Annotated in this window: 21 protein-coding genes; 10 read left to right on the top strand and 11 right to left on the bottom strand. The window is 42.1% G+C overall.

Features of this window, described 5'->3' with window-relative positions:
- The first annotated feature begins 208 nt into the window (after positions 1–208).
- The 5 genes from minC (at position 209) to CCS02_RS16205 (ending at position 4,624) form a co-directional block, all read left to right on the top strand.
- Positions 209–934, top strand: a complete 726-nt coding sequence (gene minC, locus CCS02_RS16225; RefSeq protein ID WP_012070055.1) for a septum site-determining protein MinC — start codon at positions 209–211, stop codon at positions 932–934.
- A gap of 61 nt (positions 935–995) precedes the next feature.
- Positions 996–1,805, top strand: coding sequence for a septum site-determining protein MinD (gene minD, locus CCS02_RS16220; RefSeq protein WP_048814317.1), 810 nt, complete (start codon positions 996–998; stop codon positions 1,803–1,805).
- A gap of 1 nt (position 1,806) precedes the next feature.
- Complete coding sequence (gene minE, locus CCS02_RS16215; protein ID WP_012070053.1) at positions 1,807–2,064, top strand: cell division topological specificity factor MinE; 258 nt, start codon at positions 1,807–1,809, stop codon at positions 2,062–2,064.
- A gap of 175 nt (positions 2,065–2,239) precedes the next feature.
- Positions 2,240–3,424 carry a cytochrome-c peroxidase gene (locus CCS02_RS16210; protein ID WP_100637127.1) on the top strand — a complete coding sequence of 395 codons (1,185 nt, stop codon included), beginning with the start codon at positions 2,240–2,242 and terminating at the stop codon, positions 3,422–3,424.
- A 147-nt stretch (positions 3,425–3,571) separates the two neighbouring features.
- A complete protein-coding gene (locus tag CCS02_RS16205) occupies positions 3,572–4,624 on the top strand; it encodes an aldo/keto reductase (protein ID WP_100637125.1) in 1,053 nt (350 codons plus the stop codon).
- Positions 4,625–4,784: 160 nt separating this feature from the next.
- On the opposite strand, the gene fusA is transcribed toward CCS02_RS16205, so the two are convergent.
- The 5 genes from fusA to CCS02_RS16180 all read right to left on the bottom strand — a co-directional run bounded on the left by fusA (position 4,785) and on the right by CCS02_RS16180 (position 11,193).
- The gene (gene fusA, locus CCS02_RS16200; RefSeq protein WP_072841939.1) at positions 4,785–6,875 is read right to left on the bottom strand and encodes an elongation factor G; all 2,091 of its coding nucleotides are present in this window, start codon (positions 6,873–6,875) and stop codon (positions 4,785–4,787) included.
- A gap of 185 nt (positions 6,876–7,060) precedes the next feature.
- Positions 7,061–8,230, bottom strand: a complete 1,170-nt coding sequence (locus CCS02_RS16195) for a cation:proton antiporter domain-containing protein (protein ID WP_100637124.1) — start codon at positions 8,228–8,230, stop codon at positions 7,061–7,063.
- 49 nt (positions 8,231–8,279) lie between these two features.
- Positions 8,280–8,948 carry a TIGR04211 family SH3 domain-containing protein gene (locus CCS02_RS16190; RefSeq protein WP_100637123.1) on the bottom strand — a complete coding sequence of 223 codons (669 nt, stop codon included), beginning with the start codon at positions 8,946–8,948 and terminating at the stop codon, positions 8,280–8,282.
- A gap of 123 nt (positions 8,949–9,071) precedes the next feature.
- The gene (locus tag CCS02_RS16185) at positions 9,072–9,548 is read right to left on the bottom strand and encodes a DUF934 domain-containing protein (RefSeq protein ID WP_100637122.1); all 477 of its coding nucleotides are present in this window, start codon (positions 9,546–9,548) and stop codon (positions 9,072–9,074) included.
- Complete coding sequence (locus tag CCS02_RS16180) at positions 9,532–11,193, bottom strand: nitrite/sulfite reductase (RefSeq protein WP_072841947.1); 1,662 nt, start codon at positions 11,191–11,193, stop codon at positions 9,532–9,534. Before CCS02_RS16180 ends, CCS02_RS16185 begins: the two co-directional genes overlap by 17 nt.
- 250 nt (positions 11,194–11,443) lie before the next feature.
- On the opposite strand from CCS02_RS16180, the gene nfuA reads away from it, so the two are divergent.
- The gene (gene nfuA / locus CCS02_RS16175; RefSeq protein WP_072841949.1) at positions 11,444–12,025 is read left to right on the top strand and encodes a Fe-S biogenesis protein NfuA; all 582 of its coding nucleotides are present in this window, start codon (positions 11,444–11,446) and stop codon (positions 12,023–12,025) included.
- Between the two features lie 89 nt (positions 12,026–12,114).
- Here nfuA and CCS02_RS16170 read toward each other — a convergent pair whose 3' ends face one another.
- A complete protein-coding gene (locus CCS02_RS16170; RefSeq protein WP_100188474.1) occupies positions 12,115–13,191 on the bottom strand; it encodes a 3-deoxy-7-phosphoheptulonate synthase in 1,077 nt (358 codons plus the stop codon).
- Positions 13,192–13,287: 96 nt separating this feature from the next.
- Complete coding sequence (locus tag CCS02_RS16165) at positions 13,288–14,049, bottom strand: sulfite exporter TauE/SafE family protein (protein WP_100637121.1); 762 nt, start codon at positions 14,047–14,049, stop codon at positions 13,288–13,290.
- 108 nt (positions 14,050–14,157) lie between these two features.
- On the opposite strand from CCS02_RS16165, the gene cysB reads away from it, so the two are divergent.
- On the top strand, positions 14,158–15,132 hold the full coding sequence (gene cysB / locus CCS02_RS16160) for an HTH-type transcriptional regulator CysB (protein ID WP_072841955.1): 975 nt from the start codon (positions 14,158–14,160) through the stop codon (positions 15,130–15,132).
- A gap of 122 nt (positions 15,133–15,254) precedes the next feature.
- Here the strand turns inward: cysB and wrbA are convergent, their stop codons facing one another.
- The 4 genes from wrbA to CCS02_RS16140 form a co-directional block, all read right to left on the bottom strand.
- Entirely contained in the window at positions 15,255–15,857 is a 603-nt protein-coding gene (wrbA, locus tag CCS02_RS16155; RefSeq protein ID WP_100188476.1) for an NAD(P)H:quinone oxidoreductase, read from the bottom strand.
- A 28-nt stretch (positions 15,858–15,885) separates the two neighbouring features.
- Positions 15,886–16,230 (bottom strand): arsenate reductase (glutaredoxin), encoded by a 345-nt coding sequence (arsC, locus tag CCS02_RS16150; protein WP_100637119.1) that lies wholly within the window; start codon positions 16,228–16,230, stop codon positions 15,886–15,888.
- 77 nt (positions 16,231–16,307) lie between these two features.
- Positions 16,308–18,032 (bottom strand): proline--tRNA ligase, encoded by a 1,725-nt coding sequence (locus CCS02_RS16145; RefSeq protein ID WP_100637117.1) that lies wholly within the window; start codon positions 18,030–18,032, stop codon positions 16,308–16,310.
- 73 nt (positions 18,033–18,105) lie between these two features.
- The gene (locus CCS02_RS16140; protein ID WP_100637116.1) at positions 18,106–18,975 is read right to left on the bottom strand and encodes an SMP-30/gluconolactonase/LRE family protein; all 870 of its coding nucleotides are present in this window, start codon (positions 18,973–18,975) and stop codon (positions 18,106–18,108) included.
- Between the two features lie 85 nt (positions 18,976–19,060).
- On the opposite strand from CCS02_RS16140, the gene CCS02_RS16135 reads away from it, so the two are divergent.
- The 3 genes from CCS02_RS16135 to CCS02_RS16125 all read left to right on the top strand — a co-directional run bounded on the left by CCS02_RS16135 (position 19,061) and on the right by CCS02_RS16125 (position 22,952).
- Positions 19,061–19,504 (top strand): HIT domain-containing protein, encoded by a 444-nt coding sequence (locus CCS02_RS16135; RefSeq protein WP_072841965.1) that lies wholly within the window; start codon positions 19,061–19,063, stop codon positions 19,502–19,504.
- 63 nt (positions 19,505–19,567) lie between these two features.
- On the top strand, positions 19,568–21,271 hold the full coding sequence (locus CCS02_RS16130; protein ID WP_100188478.1) for a DUF2786 domain-containing protein: 1,704 nt from the start codon (positions 19,568–19,570) through the stop codon (positions 21,269–21,271).
- 163 nt (positions 21,272–21,434) lie between these two features.
- Entirely contained in the window at positions 21,435–22,952 is a 1,518-nt protein-coding gene (locus CCS02_RS16125; protein ID WP_072841969.1) for a fumarate hydratase, read from the top strand.
- The last annotated feature ends 207 nt before the right edge of the window (positions 22,953–23,159 follow it).

The raw sequence follows: 23,159 nt of genomic DNA, 5'->3' as shown, positions 1-23,159 counted from the left end.
CAAATGCTTAATCTTACGTTCATTATTGCTCATTTTGCGTTATTCTTAGCACTACAAGAGAGCGGTATGGGCATTTATGTAAGTGTAAAGACATTGTAGTGGTGGCTTTCTTTAATCATCCAGCTTGATAGAATAGATTTTTAACGCTGATGATGAAAGTTCAGTGCGGCTTTTCAGTATTTAAGCTATTTAAAAAAGGACAGTTTGCATGACAGACTCAGGCTTCCGACTTAAAGGAAGTGTCGTTACAACGGTTTTATTAGAAATTCAAACCTTTTCATTAGATGACATTGTATTTCATTTAAAAGAGAAGATTGATCAGGTCCCGCATTTTTTTAATCAAGCGCCGATCATCATTGATATTTCGAAAATGAAGCGTGGTATTAGGTTAGAAGAATTCGAGGTGCTGATTCAATCGGTCAGCGCTCTTGGCCTTGGCGTAATTGGCTGGCGTTGTGATCCTGAAGCATTACCTGTTTGGAATGCTTCGGTAACTATTCCTCTATTGCCGGCAAGTAAAGCAAGACCAATTAATATATCTCCTGCTGTTAAGGAAGAAACTAGCCCAGATGTAGTGGTGAAGACAGTGGTTGAAGAGCGCTTAGTGCCTCAAGCTACTAAGGTGATTACTAAGCCAATTCGTTCTGGTCAGCAAGTTTATGCTGAAGGTGACTTAATTATACTTAATCAGGTTAGTGCTGGTGCTGAAGTGCTTGCTGATGGGAATATCCATGTTTATGGTGCATTGCGTGGTCGTGCATTGGCTGGTGTGAAAGGTGATGCGGACGCCCGAATTTTTTGCAAAAGCATGGAAGCGGAATTGGTTTCCATTGCTGGTAATTTTATGTTGAGCGATGCGCTGCAAAATATCGTTTGGAAAGACAGCGCTCAAGTGTTATTAGTTGACGATAGCTTAGAAATCGTACCGCTTTAAGATTTATTATTCATTTAATTAGTTAGGTAGACTCAGTGTGAGTTTATCGGGGGATACAACATTGGCAAAGATTATAGTAGTCACCTCGGGCAAGGGTGGTGTCGGCAAGACAACATCCAGTGCTGCTATTGGGACTGGTATTGCGTTAAAAGGTCATAAAACGGTAATTATAGATTTCGATGTGGGTTTACGTAATCTAGACTTGATTATGGGTTGTGAACGTCGAGTGGTTTATGATTTCGTGAATGTCATAAATAAAGAGGCGACTTTATCTCAAGCTTTGATAAAAGATAAGCGTACAAAAGATTTGTTTATTTTGCCGGCGTCGCAAACGCGCGACAAAGATGCTTTAACTATTGAAGGGGTTCAGGGAGTTCTTGAGGAGCTTGCTAAGGACTTTGAATACATTATCTGTGATTCGCCAGCAGGTATTGAGAAGGGCGCTCAGATGGCGCTATATTTTGCTGACGCTGCCATCGTTGTAACTAATCCAGAAGTATCTTCTGTGCGCGACTCGGATCGTATTTTGGGTATTCTACAAAGTAAGTCTAAGCGTGCAGAAGATGGCAAAGAGCCAATAGAAGAGCATCTCCTTTTAACGCGTTACCACCCTGGTCGTGTTGCGTTAGGTGAAATGCTAAGTGTCTCTGATGTTGAGGATATTTTAGCAATTCCATTACTGGGTGTTATTCCTGAGTCAGAGGCTGTTTTGAAAGCTTCAAACCAAGGGACACCAGTTATTTTAGACACAGATTCTGAAGCCGGTCTTGCCTACATGGACGCTGTTGACCGATTGATGGGCGAGGAGCGTCCTTTGCGCTTCTTAGAGGTCCAGAAAAAAGGTTTTATCAAACGTTTGTTAGGAGGTTAGAGTGGGAATTTTTGACTATTTTAAAAGCAAAAGCGCGCCTAGCTCCGCTTCTGTTGCCAAGGATCGATTGCAGATTATTGTTGCTCATGAGCGTAGTAAACGCCATCAGCCAGATTATTTGCCACAGATGCAGCAAGAAATCATTGATGTAATTCGTAAGTATGTAAATATCGGCAATGAAGATGTGCAGATACAATTAGACAATACCGATGATTGTTCAATATTAGAGTTAAATGTGACCTTGCCAGAGCAGAATTAGTGCTTCGGTAAGTTCTCGTTAATAATAAGAAAGCGCTCAATGAGACAATTGATGTATGTCTTGTTTGGCGCTTTTTTTGTGCCGAATTATTATTGTACAGTCGTCATCGTTTTACTCAGGTTTTCATGGGTGTATGATGCGAGCCATTCTTTTTTGATTGTTAGAGTAAGATAACATGCTGCGTTTTTCTTTGGGTGTGATTGCTGTTTCTTTGTTTCTAGCTGCTTGCAGTGAACCTAAGCAAGTTGTTTTGCAAGCTAAGTCTACTAGTTCCTCTCCTGAGCTTCCTGTTGCAATGACAGATCCTAAAGCGATGTTGGGAGCGCAGTTATTTTTTGATACGAATTTATCTAAAGAGCGCAATCAGTCTTGTGGAACCTGTCACGATATCGCAAACGGTTTTGTAGATAAAAGACAAGATGCCTTGTTTGGTGCGGTTTCATTGGGCAGCGATCGATTATCTATGGGGAGTCGCAATACACCGACTGCGGCCTATGCGGCGTTTGCTCCGGCTTTTCATCGCATGTCTAATGGTGAATATCGTGGTGGTCAGTTTCTAGATGGCCGAGCCTCTAGTTTGGCGCAACAAGCAGAAGGACCATTTTTAAATCCTTTGGAGATGGCTTTGCCAGACGGTGCGGCTGTTGTTAACCGGGTAAAAGAAAATGAGCGCTATGAAGGCTTGTTTAATTCAATTTATGGGCAAGATATTTTAAATGATCCAATAAAGGGTTATGCCGCAATCACAGAGGCTATTGCGACGTTTGAAAAAACAGCTATGTTCCTGCCGTTTGACTCGAAATACGATCGAGCTTTACGTGGCGAGATAAAACTGACGCCTCAAGAGGAGCTTGGAAAAACCTTATTTTTCTCTCAACAGTTTACAAACTGTAATGCTTGTCACCAACTGAATGCCTCACCACTTAACTCCCAAGAAACCTTTACTAATTATGAATATCGTAATATTGGTGTACCGGCTAACCCTGACTTGATGACGCACAATGGTAATAAAAAAGATCTTGGATTATTGGATAATCCGTCCATAGATGACCCTAAGCAAGCAGGTAAATTTAAAGTGCCGTCTTTGCGAAATGTCGCTGTTACAGGGCCATATATGCATAATGGTGTCTTTAAAGATCTTCGAACGGTAGTGCTTTTTTATGATAAATATAATAATCCAAGGCGTACGATAAACCCTGAAACAGGTAAGCCTTGGGCTGAGCCTGAAGTGGCGGAAAATATCGACTTGGTGAATTTGCAAAAGGGTCCAGCCTTGCCAGATCAAAGGGTGGATGCCATTGTTGCGTTTTTGAAAACATTAACAGATCAGCGCTATGAGTCATTACTTAATGATCAATAGTGTTGTTATTGTTGTGACGGCTAGGCTTAACTCCTTATTGTTTTCATTGATAAAACTGGCTAGTAAGTAAAAAATTTATTACATTGATTCTTTAGTTATTTTCTTTCGCATCTTGTATGTGCCGCTTGAATTTAAAGGGTTGATATCATGAAGTATGTTCCACTTGGCCGAACTGGCTTAGAAGTTTCTCGCGTATGTTTGGGTACCATGACTTGGGGTACTCAAAACAACCAAGCTGATGCCGATGTTCAAATTGAATACGCTTTAGCAAATGGTGTGAATTTTATCGACACTGCTGAAATGTATTCTGTACCGCCAACGCCTGAGTCTTATGGTAAAACAGAAACTATTATTGGTGATTGGCTTTCTCGTAATCCATCGCGTCGTAAAGAATTTATTCTTGCTACTAAAATTGCCGGCCCTGGAATGAAATACGTTCGTGATGGAAGCAATATTTCTGGCAAAACGGTGATTGAAGCAGTAGATGCTTCTCTGAAGCGCTTGCAGACAGATTATATTGATCTTTATCAGCTTCATTGGCCAAATCGTTCTACACCACATTTTGCAAAGCACTTCCCTGGGGTTATTAGCTTTACTGATGTTGATCGTAATGAGCAGTCCGCTCAAATATTAGATATTCTTCAAGGGTTAGATGCTTGTATTAAATCGGGTAAAATTCGTCACTTTGGTTTATCTGATGATACGACTTGGGGGATTAATGAGTTTATTCGTTTGAGTGATAAACATGGTTTGCCTCGAGTTGCTTCTATTCAAAATGAATTTAGCTTGTTACACACAAAAGATTGGCCCTATTTGGTTGAAAACTGTGTTCATGAAGATGTTGCGTATTTGCCTTGGTCGCCTTTGGCGGCTGGTGCTTTAACAGGTAAGTATCTTGGTGGTGCCCGCCCTGCAGGAAGTCGTTGGACCTATGCGCAGCGTAACGGTATTTTCCGTGATACCCCTTTGGTTGAGAAAGCGGTTGCCGCTTATATGGAAGTGGCTAAGAGACATGGCTTTACTGCTGCGCAGCTTGCATTAGCATGGTGTGATCAAGTTGACGGTGTTAGTTCAACTATCATTGGTGCGACGTCTCTTGAGCAGTTGAAAGAAGATATGGCTGCTTTTGACATGCCACTGTCTGAAGAAGCTTTGAAGGATATCATGGCAGTCTTTAAAGAATATCCTGTTCCGTTCTAATGGGTAGCTGATTAACTCTGATATGAATTTAAAAAGCGCTTCGGCGCTTTTTTTATGTCTTTAAAGTTTTGGCTGGTGAAGGAGGGGGGAATTTTGGCCAATAAAAAACCCGATACACAATGTGTATCGGGTTTTTTTAGAGATTAGAAAAAACTAGAACTTAGTTCTTTTCTCTTTCTTTCTTCTCTTTAACAGCAGCGATAACGGTTTCAGCTACGTTAGAAGGACATGGTAGGTAGTGAGAGAACTCCATAGAGAACTGACCACGACCAGAAGTCATTGTACGTAGAGTGCTGATGTAACCAAACATTTCAGATAGAGGTACGTCTGCTTTGATGCGAACACCAGTCAAACCTTTCTCTTGGTCTTTGATCATGCCGCGACGACGGTTTAAGTCACCGATAACATCACCAACGTGGTCATCTGGAGTGAACACGTCAACTTTCATGATTGGTTCGATCAACTGTGGGCCAGCTTTTGGAACTGACTGACGGAAGGCACCTTTAGCAGCGATTTCGAAGGCAATTGCAGAAGAGTCAACCGCGTGGAATCCACCGTCGAACAATTCAACCTCAACGTCTAGTACAGGGAAGCCTGCTAGAACACCTTGGTTCATCATAGACTTGAAGCCTTTCTCTACAGCTGGGAAGAACTCTTTTGGTACGTTACCACCAACAACTGAAGATGTGAACTTGAAGCCAGAACCCACTTCACCAGGCTTGATGCGGTAGTCGATTTTACCAAACTGACCGGATCCACCAGATTGTTTCTTGTGAGTGTAAGTGTCTTCAATGCTCTTCGTGATAGTTTCACGGTAAGCTACTTGTGGCTGACCTACAATTAGATCAACGCCGTAAGTGCGTTTCAATATGTCTACTTTGATGTCTAGGTGAAGCTCGCCCATACCTTTAAGGATGGTTTCGCCAGAATCAATGTCAGTTTCAACGCGGAACGTTGGATCTTCAGCAACCATTTTACCAATTGCGATACCCATTTTCTCGTTGCCGCCTTTGTCTTTTGGCGTAACAGAGATAGAGATAACTGGCTCAGGGAAAACCATTGCTTCAAGAGTGCAAGGGTGCTTAGGATCGCATAGAGTGTGACCAGTTTGCACGTTTTTCATGCCAACGATTGCGATGATATCACCAGCTTGAGCTGTGCTAATTTCATTACGGTCGTTCGCTTGCATTTCAACCATACGGCCTACGCGTTCGGTTTTGCCCGTGAAGCTGTTAAGGATTGTATCACCTTTGTTTAGTACGCCAGAGTAGATACGTACGAAAGTAAGGGCGCCGAAACGGTCGTCCATGATTTTAAATGCAAGAGCTTTAAGCGGCTCTTTAGCATCTACGATCGCTTTTTCACCTGTTGGAACACCTTCTTCGTCAGTAAGATCTTGAGGATCTACTTCGGTTGGGCTTGGTAGGTAGTCGACTACTGCATCAAGAAGAAGTTGCATGCCTTTGTTTTTGAAGGCAGAACCACAGTATGTTGGGAAGAATGCAAGATCACGAGTACCTTTACGTATACAGCGTTTTAGGTCTTCCATAGAAGGCTCTTCGCCGTCCATGTAGGCCATCATTACGTCATCGTCTTGCTCAACAGCTGTTTCTAGAAGCTTTTCACGGTATTCTTCAACAATCTCTTCCATGTCAGCAGGAACATCTTCGATGCTGTAGTTTTCTGGCTGGCCAGAATCATCCCAGATGTAAGCTTTGCGAGTTAATAGATCAACAACGCCTGAGAATTCATCTTCAGTACCGATAGGTAGAACCATGATCAATGGGGTCGCGCCAAGTACTTTTTTAACTTGCTCAGTTACGCGATAGAAGCTAGCGCCTAGACGGTCTAACTTATTTACGAAGATCAAACGTGCAACTTCAGAATCGTTCGCATAACGCCAGTTAGTTTCTGATTGTGGCTCTACACCGCCAGAACCACAGAATACACCGATACCACCATCAAGAACTTTTAGTGAACGGTATACTTCTACTGTGAAGTCAACGTGTCCAGGTGTGTCGATAACGTTAAAGCGGTGATCTTTCCAGAAACAACTTACAGCCGCAGACTGGATGGTAATACCGCGTTCAGCTTCTTGTTCCATGAAGTCGGTAGTAGATTCACCCTCATGTACTTCACCAAGCTTGTGGATCATACCAGTAAGTTTAAGAATACGTTCTGTGGTAGTAGTTTTGCCCGCGTCAACGTGAGCAAAAATACCGATGTTTCTGTATTTTGATAAGTCAGCCATTACATTACTCTAAATAAGTGAGGACGAAATTTGCGCGTTAGTATACAAGACTTTTTGCATTGGTAGTCAGGTATTTCGCGCTATTCTATTATATTTTATGCACTTAAAGAAAGAGGCAAGATAAAAGCATTTTATAAATGTGGCAGAAGTTCTTCTAATGAGGGCGATAAAACAACTGAATTGCTCTAATCTCGTCGCAATCTATCTGATATGGCAATAGGGTTGGGATAGTTTAAAATGACAATATAGGTTGATAGCGCAAAACTAAGAATAGCTGTGGCCTGTATGACATGGGAAGCTTCTTTACCAATTAGGCCTATGTTGGCTGCTAGATAAGCAATTAGCAGCGAAAACTCACTTATTTGCCCTAAGCGAAAGCCAACCTCCCAAGAAGTGCTTGCATCTTCTTTTATGCCTTTCAGTAGGTAGCGAAATACTACAGGTTTGATAAGCATTGAGCTAATGGCCAATATTAAGGCGGGCACGATGACGAGGCCTAGTAGATCAAGATTAAAGCTCGCACCAATACTAAAGAAAAACAAAATTAAGAAGAAATCTCTTAGTGGTTTTAGATGAGTAGCTATGTATTGAGAAATTGGGCTGGTTGCTAATGCAACACCGGCTATAAATGCGCCCATTTCAGCTGATAAGCCAGTCGTTTCGGCAAGCACTGCCATGGATAAACACCAACCAATCGATACTAAAAAAATATATTCATGAAAACGGTCAAATCTAGTGATCAGTTTTAACAGGATGTATTTTACGAATAGAAAGGCACCAGTCACTATTAGTGGTAGGCCGATCAAGGGTTTTAGGTATTGCATGGCGCCATTGTCTTCTGCACCAGAAATACTGTACAGAACAAGCAGTACGGCAATTGCTATCATATCTTGTAATAGCAATAATCCAACCACAAGCTCGCCTGTGTGTTTGTGATGTAAAACGGTTGTAGGAAGTAATTTTATACAGACGATTGTGCTGGAGAACATCATTGCAAGGCCAATGATTGCACCCTCAATACTGCTATAGCCGTAAAGAATAGCTACTCCATACCCTAAAGCTGCAAAAACGGCGGAGCTAAGTAGGGCGATCCATGAGGCTTTTTTGAGCATGTTTATTAAGTGACTTGGCTGCATATCTAAGCCAAGTAGAAAGAGTAAGAAGATGATGCCAATATGGCTCATCTCGTCCATTAGTTTTGGTTCGTTAATCAGGGATAGTGCGGAGGGGCCAAATAAAACGCCAAGGGCAATGTAGGCGATAATCATAGGTTGCCTTGTGTATAAGGCTATGGAAGCAACGACTGCCGCTCCTGCAAATATTAAAAAGAAGGAGTGTACTATCGATGCTTCCATTAATTATCCTTTATAAAGCTAGGAGCTTATATAAAGCGAAGACCTCTATTTAAGACCAAGAGCCTGTACCGCTTTTTTTGCGTCGTAGCATGGGTAACAGTATGCCTAGTATTAAGCCACCAAAAAGAGTTGCTCCTCCAATCATAAACCATTTTTGCTCGGTCGTATCTTGTAGTTTCTCTGCTTGAGCTATCGCTATACTTGCTTGCTGTTTGAGAGTTGCTATTTGATAACTAACATCTTCGTTTTGAGATACGATGGCTTGTGCCTTTTCTGATAATTCAGCGGCATTTTGCAGTTGTTGTTTTAGCGATTCGTTCTCGTCCTGAAGCGCAGTATTTGTGCTGTTTAGCTCTTGAATTTTTTGTTGGCTTACTTTCAGTGCATCGGCAACTTCCGTTCTGCTTTCTGTGCTTTTATCTAAACGAGTTTGTAGTGTCTCTAGCTGGTCTCTTGTTACCATATCTTCGCTAAGAAAATAATCTGCAACCCAGCCTTCATTTCCACTTGGCGTTCGAACTTTCGTATAGCCATCGTTTTGTTCTAAAACTACTAATGGAGTTCCACTTTTTAAGCCTCTTTCTACTGCTCTTGTATTGTTGTCTAGCCCCTCGCGGATGGCAACAAATTGGATGTCGGAAATATATACTGTCGCAGAATGCGCAGTGGCAGAGAGTAGTGCGCCAATAATTAGGCTGGTAATGCGTATTTTAGACACGTCAAGTTCCTTTAACAATCAATCACTTTATCTGTTTAGTACGATAATGATGAGGCGTCCAATACGCAATAGAAAAGGCCATCGTAATGGCCTTTTCTTGTTAGTTTATTGAAAATGTTTTGTCTAGCGACGCAAGAATAGCGGTCTAGGGTCCGTTACGTCACCTTGATAAGCGATTGAGAAAGGCTTATGTAGGGCAAGGGCTTTTTCTAAATTTACTTCTTCGTTGAATTGGAAACTGTTAAATCCAACGCGTAAAAGGTAGCCTAATTGGTCAGGAATGAAGTTGCCAAGCGCTCTAATTTCACCTTGGTAATTTAATCTCTCTCTTAAAAGGCGCGCATAGCTAAAGCCTCTTCCATCAGTAAATGCAGGAAAATGAACGCCAATAACATCGAATTGATTTAAATCAACGTCTTGTAGGAACTCGACTCCGTTTCCTGCTTCTAACCAAATCCCAGCGACGTTGCTAATAGTATTTTTTTCAGATAACCATTTCTGCGCAGCAATAATGCTGTTCGGTGTAACTTCTTGCTCGACGTCTTGTATCCAATTGTAAGTGTTGTCGATTATCTCGCCGTTTTTAATTAGCTTTGGCATAAGCGGCCTCTTTAAATGGTGTGATGCCAACGCGGCGATAAGTGTCGATAAAACGTTCTTCTTCAGAGCGGTTTTCGACATAGACGTTCATTAGCTTTTGAATAACGCTGCTGATTTCTTCTTGAGCAAATGAAGGGCCAAGGATTTTGCCGATACTTGCATCGTGCCCTGAAGCGCCACCAATTGAAATTTGGTAGAACTCTTCACCTTTCTTGTCTACACCTAGAATACCGATGTTACCAACATGGTGATGACCGCATGCATTCATGCAGCCTGAAATATTCAAATCGATATTTCCAAGATCGTAGAGGTAGTCAAGATCATTAAAGGTTTCTTGGATTTGTGCTGCAATCGGAATGGATTTCGCATTCGCTAACGCGCAGAAATCACCGCCAGGGCAGCAAATCATGTCAGTTAATAGGCCAAGAGTTGGTGTGGCAAAACCAGCTTCTTTTGCTGCTTCCCAAAGCTCTACCAATTGGTCTTGACGAACATCAGCAAGTACTAGGTTTTGCTCATGGCTAACACGCAACTCACTAAAACTGAATTGGTCGGCAAGATTTGCTGCTTTTTGCATTTGTTCAGCGGTTGCATCGCCTGGTGCTTGGCCTGCTTTTTTGAGAGTCAATGTTACTATGCGGTAACCTGCTTTTTTGTGTTCAAAAGTATTACGTTCAAACCAACGTGCAAAGCCAGCGCTGTCAGCTAGCTTGTTTGTTAAGCTAGCTGGATTGTTTTCTAGTGTTTCATAGTTAGGCTCGCTAAAAAAGCCTTGAAGGCGCTCGAATTCACTCATTGGAACAGTGCTTTCTTTGCCTCTTAGGTGTTGCCATTCAGCTTCAACACGGCTACGGAATTCTTCGATCCCTAACGCTTTGACTAATATTTTAATGCGTGCTTTGTACTTATTGTCACGACGACCTTGTTGGTTGTATACACGAATAATGGCATCTAGGTAGGTTAGTAGGTCTACGCGAGGAATGAACTCACTGATTGTAACGCCAACCATTGGAGTGCGACCTAGGCCGCCGCCAACCATGACTTTAAAGCCAATTTCACCAGCATCATTTTTACGGATTTGCAGACCAATGTCATGAACCTGTACGGCAGCACGGTCAGCAGACTCAGTAGCATTGACAGCAATCTTGAATTTACGAGGAAGGAATGCGAATTCAGGGTGGAAGGTAGACCACTGACGAATCAATTCACAGTATGGGCGTGGATCAACGACTTCATCTGAGATAACGCCAGCGTATTGGTCTGTCGTTGTATTACGAATACAGTTACCGCTGGTTTGAGTGGCGTGCATCTGTACTTCAGCAAGTTCTGCTAAAATATCAGGCACGTCTTCTATTTTAGGCCAATTTAATTGTAAGTTCTGGCGGGTACTAAAATGCCCGTATGATCTGTCATAGCGGCAGCTAATATCGGCTAATTTACGTAATTGAGCGCTAGAAAGCATTCCATATGGGATAGCAATACGCAGCATTGGTGCGTAGCGTTGTACATAAAGGCCGTTTTGTAGTCGCAATGGTAAGAATTCTTGCTCGCTCAATTCTTGGTTTAAATAGCGGCGTGTTTGGTCGCGGAATTGTGCTACACGCTCTTCAACAAGCTGTTGGTCAATGGCGTCGTATTGATACATAGTGAAATGAACCGTGGTTAATAAATGTAAGTTGAACTATGTTAGCAAATATCCTTTATTCTAAAAATGAATATTTACCTATATCTTTAGTGGTTTTCATAATAAGGCTTATTCGGAATCTCTTTATCGGAAAAAGGTATATATAGAAAGAGGAAAAATACCCTACTTTTTTACTTGGTCTTTGGCTTTGCTCTTTATCTCCTGTAATATAACCCTCATTGATTGTTATGTAGATTTTGAAAGGGTTATTATGAATATTACAATTACCGATGGTGCCCAAGAATATCTTTCTTCTTTGCTGGAAAAACAAGGTGTAGAAGGTATTGCAGTGCGAATTTTTATCCAGCAGCCGGGTACGCCTTATGCTGAAACTTGTCTTGCTTATTGTCGTCCAGACGAAGTAAATGAAACAGACGAAATCTTGAATTTGCCTAAGTTAAAAGTGTACATCGAAAAGAATTCTGTAAATTTTTTGGATGAAGCTTTTGTTGATTACGCTACTGAAAAAATGGGCGGTCAGCTAACTATTAAAGCGCCTAATGCCAAAATGCCAAAAGTCACGGCAGATAGTCCAATTGAAGACCAAATCAATTACGTACTTTATTCTGATATCAATCCAGGCTTAGCGGCTCATGGTGGAGAAGTAAGTTTGCTTGAAGTGATCGATGGTCAAGTTGCTGTATTGAAATTCGGTGGCGGCTGTCAGGGTTGTAGTGCGGTTGATCTGACTCTTAAAGAAGGTGTTGAAAAAACTTTAATGGAGAAAGTTCCAGGTCTTACTGCTGTTAAAGACTCTACGGATCATACTGTTACAGATAATGCTTTCATGTAAGTGTATCTTACAAAAAACATTTAATAAAAAAGGGGAGTCGCTATATTGCGATTCCCCTTTTTATTGGGTGGCTTTCTAGTTAATAAAACTTATCCGCGTTGACGTTTTGGAAGTACGTCACGTAATGCATTAGCCATTTCTGTTAGCGCTTTTTCTGTCGTTTCCCAGTCAATGCAGGCATCAGTAATGGATACGCCGTATTCTAGGTCGCTTAAGTTTGCTGGTACTTTTTGGTTGCCCCAGCCGATGTTGCTTTCGATCATTAGTCCCATAATGGATTGGTTGCCATCAAGGATTTGTTGAGTTGAGTCTTCTGCAACGGTTACTTGGCGTTCAGGTTTTTTACTAGAATTTTCATGGGAGGTGTCCACCATGATGTTCACTTTTAGATTAGCTTTCAATAATTCTTGTTCAGCTTCAGCTACAAATTTTGTTTCATAGTTCGGTTTTCCGCCGCCGCCACGAAGAACAATGTGCCCGTAATCATTTCCTTTAGTATTTACAACGGTCACTTGACCTTCTTCATTTATGCCTAAGAAAGAATGCGGATGGGAGACTGATTGCATTGCATTTATAGCAACGGTTAGACCGCCATCAGTGCCATTTTTAAATCCAACTGGGCCAGATAGACCAGATGCCATTTCACGGTGAGTTTGTGACTCTGTCGTGCGCGCACCGATAGCAGACCAGCTAATAAGGTCTTGAATATATTGAGGTGAAATAGGATCCAAAGCTTCAGTGGCAAGTGGAAGGCCAAGCTCGGATAAATCGATAAGTAGTTTACGGCCAATGCGAATACCTTTGTTTATGTCAAAAGTACCATCTAGGTTAGGATCGTTGATTAAGCCTTTCCAGCCAACTGTAGTACGTGGCTTTTCAAAATAAGCACGCATGATGATGTATAAGGTGTCATCTAATTTTTCGGCAAGCGCTTTTAGGCGTGTCGCATAATCCAAAGCTGCTTTTGGATCATGAATAGAGCAGGGTCCAATTACGATAGCCAGACGGTGGTCTTTGCCGTCCATAATGTTTTTGATTATGTCGCGTGATTTAGCTACATGGATGCTAACACTTTCGCTAACAGGCAGTTCTTTCTTTAATTGACTCGGTGTTACCAGAGAGGTAAATGAGGCAATATTTAAGTCTTCAAGACGTTTGTTACTCATTGCGGGGTTTCCTGCTTTTTTGCTTTTAGTTATAGCTGCTTACAATATCGTGTTTTTCCCTCTGAATGAACCGCTTAGCTGTGATTTTTTGACTTTTTAGAAGAAAAGATACTTCACGCCAAAAGAGAGTAAAGCGGTTGCTAATACAGGTTGTAAAACATGGTTGGGTACATGGCTTGCGATACGTGTACCAATGTATATTGTCGGTATGGAGCCGATTAAAAGGGCAGCGAGTAATGAGTAGTCAACGTTGCCTAAAAAAATGTGTCCTGTCCCGGCAACTAGGGTTAGTGGTACTGCATGTGCTAGGTCGGTTCCCACAATATTTTTTGCTCTCATGATCGGAAATAATATCATCATGATGGCGGTTCCTAAGGCACCAGCACCAACGGAAGTAAGGGTAACTAATACGCCTAAAATAAATCCGCAGACAAAGACGATTTTTGTACTTTGGTCTTCTGATATGTTGAAGCTTAGTGCTTTGGTTAACTTAGCTCTAAATAATATAACCACGGCAGTGAGAACTAGCATCATACCTAACGTACTGGTTAAAATTTCTTGATAGTGATCGGGCTTTTCAAATTTTGATAATGCCCAAACGGTTATGAGGGAAGCGGGAATGCTTCCTGCCGCCATGGCGAAAACAATTTTCCAGTTTACATTGCCGCGTTTAGCATGCATGACAACGCCGGTGCTTTTTGCAATGCCTGCATACATAAGATCTGTGCCAATCGCGATATGGGGAGGAAAGCCAAACATCAATAAAAGTGGTGTCATAAGTGAGCCGCCACCAACACCTGTGATGCCAACAGCCAAGCCAACCGCCGCACCTGCAGAAATGTACCAAAGAAAATCCATTAGAAAGCCACATTGAAGTTATTTAAGCTGGCAACACTAGAGGTTTTTTACTATTCTATAAAGTAATATTTTATTATGTTTTTAACTCTTTTTCGAATAAGGCAGACGATGAAATTACAGCAGCTTAGGTATATATGGGAAGTGGCACGTCATGACTTGAACGTTTCGGCCACGGCGCAAAGTTTATACACGTCACAGCCAGGCGTTAGTAAGCAGATTCGTCTTTTGGAAGATGAGCTTGGTGTAGAGGTTTTTGCGCGGAGCGGAAAGCACCTAACGCATGTGACACCGGCTGGCGAAAAAATTATTGCTTTAGCAGGTGAAGTGCTTAGTCAAACGCAAAATATTAAGCGTGTGGCGAAAGAATTTAGTGATGAGCGTAAAGGGTCGCTTGATATCGCAACGACGCATACACAGGCTCGATATGCTTTGCCTAAAGTGATTAATCAATTCATTGAAGGTTATCCTGACGTTAGTTTGCATATGCATCAAGGAACACCAATGCAAATCGCAGAAATGGCAAACGACGGTCTTGTCGATTTTGCAATTGCGACAGAAGCGTTAGAGTTATTTGGCAATCTGGTTATGTTGCCTTGTTATACGTGGAACCGTTCAGTGGTTGTGCCAAAAGACCATCCTTTGGCAAAAGTAAATAAGCTGACTCTGCAAGCATTGGCTGAATATCCTATTGTCACATATGTATTCGGTTTTACGGGTCGATCTCAATTGGATCAGGCGTTTCAAGAGGCAGAATTACAACCAAATGTTGTATTTACTGCTGCGGACTCTGATGTGATTAAAACTTATGTGCGCTTAGGACTTGGTGTGGGGATTGTAGCTTCAATGGCCCATGATGAAATACAAGATGCAGATTTGGTTGCTTTAGATGCTTCGCATCTTTTTGCAGACAGTTGCACAAAAATAGGCATTCGTAGTAATACATTTATTCGTGGCTATATGTATAAATTTATTGAATCTTTTGCGCCTCATCTGACAAAAGATGTCGTAATGGCTGCGATGGAGGCTGGGAATCGGCAAGATGTTGAATTATTGTTTAAGGATATCGAGCTTCCAAGGCATTGAGCTTAATCACTAAGAATTGATTGTAAGATACTAGTCATTAGGTAGTAAAAAGCCGCAGCATAATTTTTTATGTTGCGGCTTTTTTCGTTTTGTATGGTTTGTTCTAGATAAACTAAAAAGGCTTATTTTTTTAGCTTGATGGCCATTTCGGCGATGCGTTTACCTTGCGCTTCACAAAGTGCTTTTTCATCATTGGTTAAAGCAGTTTCATGTGTGCTGTTTGCTAGGTGGCTTGCACCATAAGGCGTTCCGCCTGCCTGCGTACTGATTAGCTCTTTGTTTTTGTAAGGCAAACCAAGCCAAACCATGCCGTGATGGATTAACGGTGTCATCATGCTGTGAATGCATTGTTCTTGGCCGCCATGCATGGTGCTTGCGCTGGTGAAGCCGCAAGCGGGTTTGTCGATTAATTGGCCTGTTAGCCAGAGTGTCGATGTCTGATCGATGAAATGTTTCAGTGGTGCGGCCATACTGCCAAAATAGGAAGGTGATCCTATAGCAAGTCCTGAGCAATCTGCTAGTTCTTCCAAAGTGCAATAAGGCGCGCCATCGTCTGGTAATGCTGGAGCGGCGACTTTTGTTGTATCAGCCACTTCTGGAACTTGGCGTATCTTTGCTTCTATGCCGTTGGTTTTGTTGATGCCGCGAGCAATGTACTTTGCCATTTCTGAGACTGAGCCGTGACGACTATAAAACAAAACCAATACGTAAGGTGAAGGGATCATTCAGTAGTTCCTATTTAGTTGCTCTCATTTATTTAAATAAGGCTAAAACATCTTCAGGTGGGCGACCAATCTTTGCTTTGTTGTTGTGTATAACAATAGGGCGTTCTATTAGGCTTGGGTTCGTGTGCATAGCTTGCAGACGTTCTTCGTCAGTAGAGTCTTTGCTTAAGCCAAGTTCTTTGTAGATAGTTTCTTTGGTGCGTATGAGTTCTAGCGGCTTTATATCAAGCTGTGTAAGCAGTGTTTGGATTTCTTCGATGCTTGGTGTGTCTTGCAAATACAGACGAATCTCAGGCTGGATATTGTTTTCTTCTAGAAGTTGTAAGGTTTGGCGAGATTTTGAACAGCGAGGGTTGTGGTAAATAGTGGTCATATTGGTTCCTATTTATTACTGGATCTCTGGTATAAAAAGCCTGACAGAAGGAACTGCTTCCGTCAGGCTTGGTGGTCTTATTTTTTGCTTAAGATAAAATCGATAGCGTCGGCAATAGCAATGTCTTCGTTCTCGCCAGCTTTACGGTATTTGTATTCTAATGTGCCTTTTTCTAGTCCTTTATCGCCAACAACTAAACGATGCGGGATGCCTAGTAGTTCGCAATCTGCGAATTTAACGCCTGGACGTTCTTTGCGATCATCTAGTAATACATCTAAGCCTTTTGCTTTTAATTCAGCGTATAGGCGGTCACATTCTGTGCGTACTGCTTCGGATTTGTCGTAGTTCATCGCAACAATAGCAATATCGAATGGTGCGATGCTTTCTGGCCACAAAATGCCTTTTTCATCGAAGTTTTGTTCGATTGCTGCTGCGACGATACGAGAAACGCCAATACCATAACAGCCCATGTGCATGACTTGCGCTTTACCATTTTCGTCAAGGACGGTCGCTTTAAGTGCTTCGGCGTATTGTTGGCCAAGTTGGAAAATGTGACCAACTTCGATACCGCGTTTAATGACGATAGTGCCCTGACCGTCTGGAGATGGATCACCTTCTACAACATTGCGGATATCTGCAACTTCAAATTCAGCGCAGTCACGTTCCCAGTTCAAGCCAGTGAAATGGTAGTCGTCTTTATTTGCGCCGGCGCAAAAGTCAGACATAACAGCAGCGGAGCGGTCAGCAATTACGCGAATGCCTTTTTCAGCAAGGCCTTTTGGTCCGATAGATCCGGGAGCGCAGCCTGTTTTGGCGATAATGTCGGCTTCATCAGCGAACTCAAATGGTATAACTACGCCAGCTAGTTTTTCAACTTTGATTTCGTTGATGTTGTGATCGCCGCGTAGCACAAGGGCTGCAATAGTTGGTTGGTCATTTTCATCAACGGCTTTAATTAGCATGGTTTTAACCGTGCTAGTAACATCTAATTTTAAGAATTCAGCCACTTTTGCAATTGTTTTGCAGTCAGGTGTGAATACTTCAGTAATATCTTGCGTTGGTGTGTCGGCTTTTTCTTTTAGGCAAACGGCTTCTGCAAGCTCGATATTAGCAGCAAAGTCAGATGAATCACTGAAAGCAATGTCATCTTCACCAGAGTCGGCCAATACATGGAATTCGTGTGAATATGCGCCACCGATGCTGCCTGTATCTGCGCGAACTGGGCGGTAGTTAAGGCCAATGCGATCAAATACATTGCAATAAGCTTGGTGCATTACGTCATAGGTTTGTTGGAGTGATTCAGCGCCAACATGGAAGGAGTACGCATCTTTCATGCAGAATTCGCGTGAGCGCATTACACCAAAGCGAGGGCGAACTTCGTCACGAAATTTGGTTTGAATTTGAAAGAAATTCATTGGTAGCTGTTTGTAGCTAGTCAGTTCGTTGCGCGCAAGTTCTGTGATGACTTCTTCGTGGGTTGGGCCAAGGCAATATTCGCGACCGTGGCGGTCTTGCAGACGTAGTAGTTCAGGACCATATTTCTGCCAGCGTCCTGTTTCTTGCCATAATTCTGCAGGTTGAACGCCTGGCATCATGACCTCAAGAGAGCCGGCTTTTTCCATTTCGTCGCGAACAATGCTCTCGACTTTGCGGAAGACTTTAAGGCCTGTAGGTAGCCAAGTGTACAAACCTTTTGAAATTTGGCGAATCATGCCTGCACGAACCATTAGCTGGTGGCTGGTGACGACTGCGTCAGTTGGTGCATCACGTAGGGTAGAGAATAAATAGTTGCTTGCGCGCATAATAATATCAGTACTTTAAAGTTGAGTGATTAAAGTTAAATTGCAAAAAAAACATCAAATTACAAAAAAAGCCTTAGCCTGCAAAACGCGGCTCAATCTGGCCTTTTACATTCGTTTCTAGAGCAAAAATTCCGCCTGCTTGAGGGAATTGTTTCAGCTCTTCATCTGTTTGTGCGCCACGGCAAGTACTCACAAATAGTGTTGTCATTTCTGGTCCACCAAAGGCAACCATGGTTGGGTATGTTGCAGGAACAGGATATTCCTCTAAAATTTCACCCTGTGGGCTAATTTTTACAACGCGCTGTCCTTGATAAAGAGCAGACCAGTAATTTCCATCACTATCAACCGCAGCACCATCTGGGCGACCGTTGCCGTGTGGAAATTGAATGAAAACGCGTTTGTTGCTTGCGGTGCCGTTTTCTAAGTCATAATCAAATTGATAAACAACATGATTCGGAGTATCCGAATAATACATAATGGTGTTATCAGGGGAAAATGCTAAACCATTAGATGTCCAAGCGGCTTGATCAATCAGGTTTTCTTTGCCACCGCTGAATTGATGTAATGCTCCCTTGAAGGCATCTTTTGGAGAGTACATTGTGCCAGCTAGGAAACGACCTTTAGCATCACAGCGTCCATCGTTAAAGCGGGTTGTTCTTTGATCGTAAGTGGCAAGCCAATAAGGCTTTAAATCAGCATTTATGTGTTCAAACGTATAGACACCTGAACGGAAGGCAGCGATAAAACCACCGTTTTCAACTAGTGAGAAGCAGCCGATTTCTTCGTCGAATTCGCGACTTGTTAGTTTTTTTGTTTTTGTGTCGTAAGCGTATAGTATGAAAGAATCTATATCGACAAAATAGAGCGTTTGAGTGCGCTCGTCCCAACGAGGACATTCGGCTAATTTTGCTTGTGCATCCACGGCACATTGCATATCAGTCATGCGGGCTCCAAGTCTCTGAGAGTTTTTAAAAATAGGGTGCTATAGTGCTTATGAAAGCCTTTTTTGTAAATAGGAAGATGTAAAGATGTTTGAGTTAAATCCTGTGTTAGGTCGTGATTCTATTCTTGTTGGACACTTTTCATTGTGTCAGTTGCGTCTTATAAATGATGCTCAGTTTCCTTGGTTTATACTTGTGCCGCAGAGAAATGACATTACTGAAATATATCAACTTGTAGAAGAGGATCGTCAGCAACTGATGGCAGAAAGTTGCCTGTTGGCGGAAACTCTTCATGATGCCTTTTCCGCAACTAAACTGAATGTTGCCGCTATAGGCAATCAGGTGCCGCAATTGCATATACATCATATAGTTCGTTATAAGACTGATCCTTGCTGGCCTAGTCCTATTTGGGGGAAATTGGATGCTATTCCTTATTCAAAAGAAGACTTGGCTGAGATTTTGCAGAAGGTTCATTCATTGCTAAGTGATGATTTAACGCTGCCTAGCGATGGGGCTGAACTTTACTATTGAGAAAAAGCCCTGAATTTGTATTCTATACTGAGTGAAATTTAGCCAACTTGGAAAGCGTGTTTTATGAGCATAAGCAAAAGGAAGAAGGCCATACAGAAAGTTGTTAAATTATTGAATTTAGCAACCTCTACTAATTCAAGTGAATCAGTAATGGCTTTGCGTCATGCGGAGTCGCTGATTAGGCAATATCAGGTTGCTCAACGAGAGCTACCTATTTTGCAGTTGTGTGACCGAGCTATGCTTTACCGCGTGAGTTGGGGTGGGGCGATTCCGCGATATCAAAAAGAAGTCGTTGTAAAATCATCCTCCGAAGGGTCTGTGTATCATCGTCGTTTCAGTGAAAAAGATAACGATCCTAGTCGAGCGTATGAATCTGCTCGTACTATTCTTGATGATATGGATTTATCTAGTTTTCACGATACTGATAATTCACCTCATGATTCATTTTTGGCAGATAATGAAAATGTTGATAACGAAAAGGTGTGCGTTAGTAATGACGATCAAATGACTTTTTGTGTGGATGCTCAAGCTGAAGAAGTTGAGTCGAATTTTGAATTAGATGGCAATAATGTCGGTGAAAATAGCATGACAGCGGAAAGTGTAATGGAAGATGTGGTTATGGCGGCAGCGTCTGTTGCTAACGAAAATGGACAGGATGGCTCTGCTAGCTATACCTCCAGTGATAATGTTATTAATGCCACTAAAGCTTTCCGTCCAGATAATCATGGATTTACTGAAACTCTTAAAACGCAATATGCGACGAGCGATCCAAATGTGCCATTCATAGAGGATGGTTACTGGTCAAAAGTTTATGAAAAACTTGCTGATTTTGATGAAACCAAAATCCAAGCGGATATAGAGACTTTAGATAAGCAGCTTCTATTGGCTCAGGAAAATCTGCAGCTTAAAAAGCAGAAACGTTATGAGCACGAACAAGGTGAATTGCAGGAGCGTGCCGAGCGTGCGCGAATTGAGCAAAGCTTTGAAGAAGCTATTGAACGAGCTTTTCAGGCTAGAGCAAAGTCTTATGAAGCTTGGGAAAATAGTTGCACCAAAATCCGTATGGCTCGTTTAAGAGATGAGCAAGAAGCAGTTCAAGGATACGATGCAGTTAGTCATGCTTTGGTGAAAAACAAAGAGTCTCTTAAGCAGCACCTACAGCGCAAAGAAGATTATCGGGCTGCCAAAATAATGCATGAGTTGCGCCGTCATCTTGTGCTCGCGGTATCTGTTGGTGAGGATGCTACGGCATCTTATGAAAAAGTTATTGATATTATGTCTCAGAATGGTCTTTCTCTTAAAGATTTAGAGTTCTCAGATATTAAAAATAAGAGCTTGTTTATTCGTTTGTTAGAACGTGAGTCTGCGCTAATTTCTGATGTGCATGCAAGAGAAGTGCACACTGAAGAGATGTTAGATAAATTTTTAACCTCTAATTTAGCAAAAAAAGAATCACGAGCATCTGAAAATCCGATCCAACATATTCAGCGTTTGTTGATTGCTGCGAGCGAGGGTGGCCAGTTCGAGACTCAGAAGAATTTAGAGCAAGTTATTTACTTGATGGAGACTAATGATATAGGTGTTAGGGATATTGGTTATGGCTTCATTAAAAAATATTCTGTCTTTATTCGTCTGATCAACTGGGAAGCTGAGCGTATTGCGTCTTTACCTGAGAGGGAAAAATTTACTGCTCAAATTTTAGAAGAGTATATCCAGCACTCTGTGCAGAAGCCAAAATCTGATAGAGAGCAAAAAGCAAATCGTTAAGCTGTTTGCCTAAAAGAACTAACCTTTTATTATTTATACCCCTCATTCATTCAATTGATGAAGGGTATATTTCTTTAAAACCCACCATAAAGCTTTCTTTGCAAGGCTGCATCTTTTACCATTTCGTTTTCGATTCAATCGTAATACTCAGCAGGAGAGAAGCATGAGCATTATTAAAGAAGATGATCTGATTGATAGCGTTGCAGACGCATTGCAGTTTATCTCTTATTACCACCCTCTGGACTTCGTAAAAGCAGTGCATGAAGCGTACGAGCGAGAAGAGAGTAAGGCCGCGAAAGATTCGATGGCACAAATTCTCATTAATTCTCGTATGTGTGCTGAAGGTAAGCGTCCAATTTGTCAGGACACTGGTATTGTTACTGTCTTTATTAAAATTGGCATGAATGTTCAATGGGAAAGTACAAGAAGTGTCACTGATATGATTAATGAAGGTGTGCGTCGAGCTTATCTTCATCCAGATAATGTGTTGCGTGCCTCTATTCTTGCCGATCCTGCTGGGGCTCGTAAAAACACCAAAGACAATACACCTGCTGTGATTCATATGGAGGTTGTACCTGGTGATACGGTTGAGGTTCATGTTGCTGCTAAGGGTGGCGGTTCTGAAAACAAATCCAAATTGGCGATGCTTAACCCTTCCGATGATATCGTTGAGTGGGTTAAGAAGACAGTTCCTACAATGGGCGCGGGCTGGTGTCCGCCTGGAATGCTTGGCATAGGTATTGGTGGTACAGCAGAGAAAGCCATGGTTATGGCGAAAGAATCTTTGATGGAGCCGATTGATATTCATGAGTTGAAAGCCCGCGGTCCACAAACACGTGTTGAAGAGCTTCGTTTGGCTATTTTTGATGCGGTTAATAATCTAGGTATTGGTGCACAGGGGCTAGGTGGTTTAACGACTGTTCTTGATGTGAAAATCATGGATTACCCAACTCATGCGGCGTCTTTGCCTGTTGCTATGATTCCTAACTGTGCTGCTACGCGTCACGCACATTTCGTGCTTGATGGTTCTGGTCCAGCAGATTTGGTGCCACCATCATTAGATGATTGGCCGGAAATTACTTGGGAAGTGGGGGAAAGTGTTCGTCGAGTTGATTTGAACACAATTACACCTGAGCAAGTAAAAGAGTGGCAGCCTGGTGAAACCGTTTTGTTAAACGGTAAAATGCTAACGGGTCGTGATGCCGCTCATAAGAAAATGGTTGAGATGATCGCTAACGGCGAAGAGCTTCCTGTTGATCTTAAAGGTCGCTTTATTTATTACGTTGGGCCTGTTGATCCAGTGAGAGATGAGGCTGTAGGACCTGCTGGACCAACTACTGCGACACGAATGGACAAATTTACCCGCACGATTCTGGATAAAACGGGTCTGCTTGGTATGATTGGTAAATCTGAGCGTGGTCCTGTTGCAATTGAAGCGATCAAAGAATTTGGTGCGGTTTACCTAATGGCAGTAGGTGGTGCGGCTTATTTGGTTTCTAAAGCAATCAAGAAAGCAGATGTTGTTGCCTTTCCTGAGCTAGGTATGGAGGCTATCTATGAATTTGATGTGGTTGATATGCCTGTAACAGTTGCAGTTGATACGTTAGGTACATCTGTACACATCACAGGGCCTGCCGAATGGAAAGCCAGAATCGAAGCGCAAGCACTCGAAATTAAGTAATTGATCTTTGATTATTTAAGAAAAGTCACTGTATTTTACAATACAGTGACTTTTTTGTTTAAAAACGGTTGCATGGATAAAAATATTCTGTACTATATACGACCTCAGCCGCACATCATGTGTGGTGACGCTCTTTAAAATAGATAATCAGATAATTTGTGTGGGCGCTCGCTGGAGGCTTCAGAAGATCATCGCAGACCGGTTTTA

This window comes from Marinomonas sp. ef1 (assembly GCF_002806845.1).
In the GTDB taxonomy this organism is placed as follows: domain Bacteria; phylum Pseudomonadota; class Gammaproteobacteria; order Pseudomonadales; family Marinomonadaceae; genus Marinomonas; species Marinomonas polaris.
The sequence above is the reverse complement of the archived record's forward strand: the minus strand, read 5'-3'. Positions and strand labels throughout refer to the sequence as shown.

Coding starts and splice junctions, on each gene's coding strand:
- CCS02_RS16210 (WP_100637127.1), top strand. CDS start 2,240: ATGCTGCGTTTTTCTTTGGGTGTGATTGCTGTTTCTTTGTTTCTAGCT.
- arsC (WP_100637119.1), bottom strand. CDS start 16,230: ATGACCACTATTTACCACAACCCTCGCTGTTCAAAATCTCGCCAAACC.
- minC (WP_012070055.1), top strand. CDS start 209: ATGACAGACTCAGGCTTCCGACTTAAAGGAAGTGTCGTTACAACGGTT.
- CCS02_RS16165 (WP_100637121.1), bottom strand. CDS start 14,049: ATGGATTTTCTTTGGTACATTTCTGCAGGTGCGGCGGTTGGCTTGGCT.
- CCS02_RS16135 (WP_072841965.1), top strand. CDS start 19,061: ATGTTTGAGTTAAATCCTGTGTTAGGTCGTGATTCTATTCTTGTTGGA.
- CCS02_RS16170 (WP_100188474.1), bottom strand. CDS start 13,191: ATGAGTAACAAACGTCTTGAAGACTTAAATATTGCCTCATTTACCTCT.
- CCS02_RS16195 (WP_100637124.1), bottom strand. CDS start 8,230: ATGGAAGCATCGATAGTACACTCCTTCTTTTTAATATTTGCAGGAGCG.
- CCS02_RS16125 (WP_072841969.1), top strand. CDS start 21,435: ATGAGCATTATTAAAGAAGATGATCTGATTGATAGCGTTGCAGACGCA.
- CCS02_RS16185 (WP_100637122.1), bottom strand. CDS start 9,548: ATGCCAAAGCTAATTAAAAACGGCGAGATAATCGACAACACTTACAAT.
- cysB (WP_072841955.1), top strand. CDS start 14,158: ATGAAATTACAGCAGCTTAGGTATATATGGGAAGTGGCACGTCATGAC.
- nfuA (WP_072841949.1), top strand. CDS start 11,444: ATGAATATTACAATTACCGATGGTGCCCAAGAATATCTTTCTTCTTTG.
- CCS02_RS16145 (WP_100637117.1), bottom strand. CDS start 18,032: ATGCGCGCAAGCAACTATTTATTCTCTACCCTACGTGATGCACCAACT.
- CCS02_RS16140 (WP_100637116.1), bottom strand. CDS start 18,975: ATGACTGATATGCAATGTGCCGTGGATGCACAAGCAAAATTAGCCGAA.
- CCS02_RS16180 (WP_072841947.1), bottom strand. CDS start 11,193: ATGTATCAATACGACGCCATTGACCAACAGCTTGTTGAAGAGCGTGTA.
- CCS02_RS16205 (WP_100637125.1), top strand. CDS start 3,572: ATGAAGTATGTTCCACTTGGCCGAACTGGCTTAGAAGTTTCTCGCGTA.
- wrbA (WP_100188476.1), bottom strand. CDS start 15,857: ATGATCCCTTCACCTTACGTATTGGTTTTGTTTTATAGTCGTCACGGC.
- CCS02_RS16130 (WP_100188478.1), top strand. CDS start 19,568: ATGAGCATAAGCAAAAGGAAGAAGGCCATACAGAAAGTTGTTAAATTA.
- fusA (WP_072841939.1), bottom strand. CDS start 6,875: ATGGCTGACTTATCAAAATACAGAAACATCGGTATTTTTGCTCACGTT.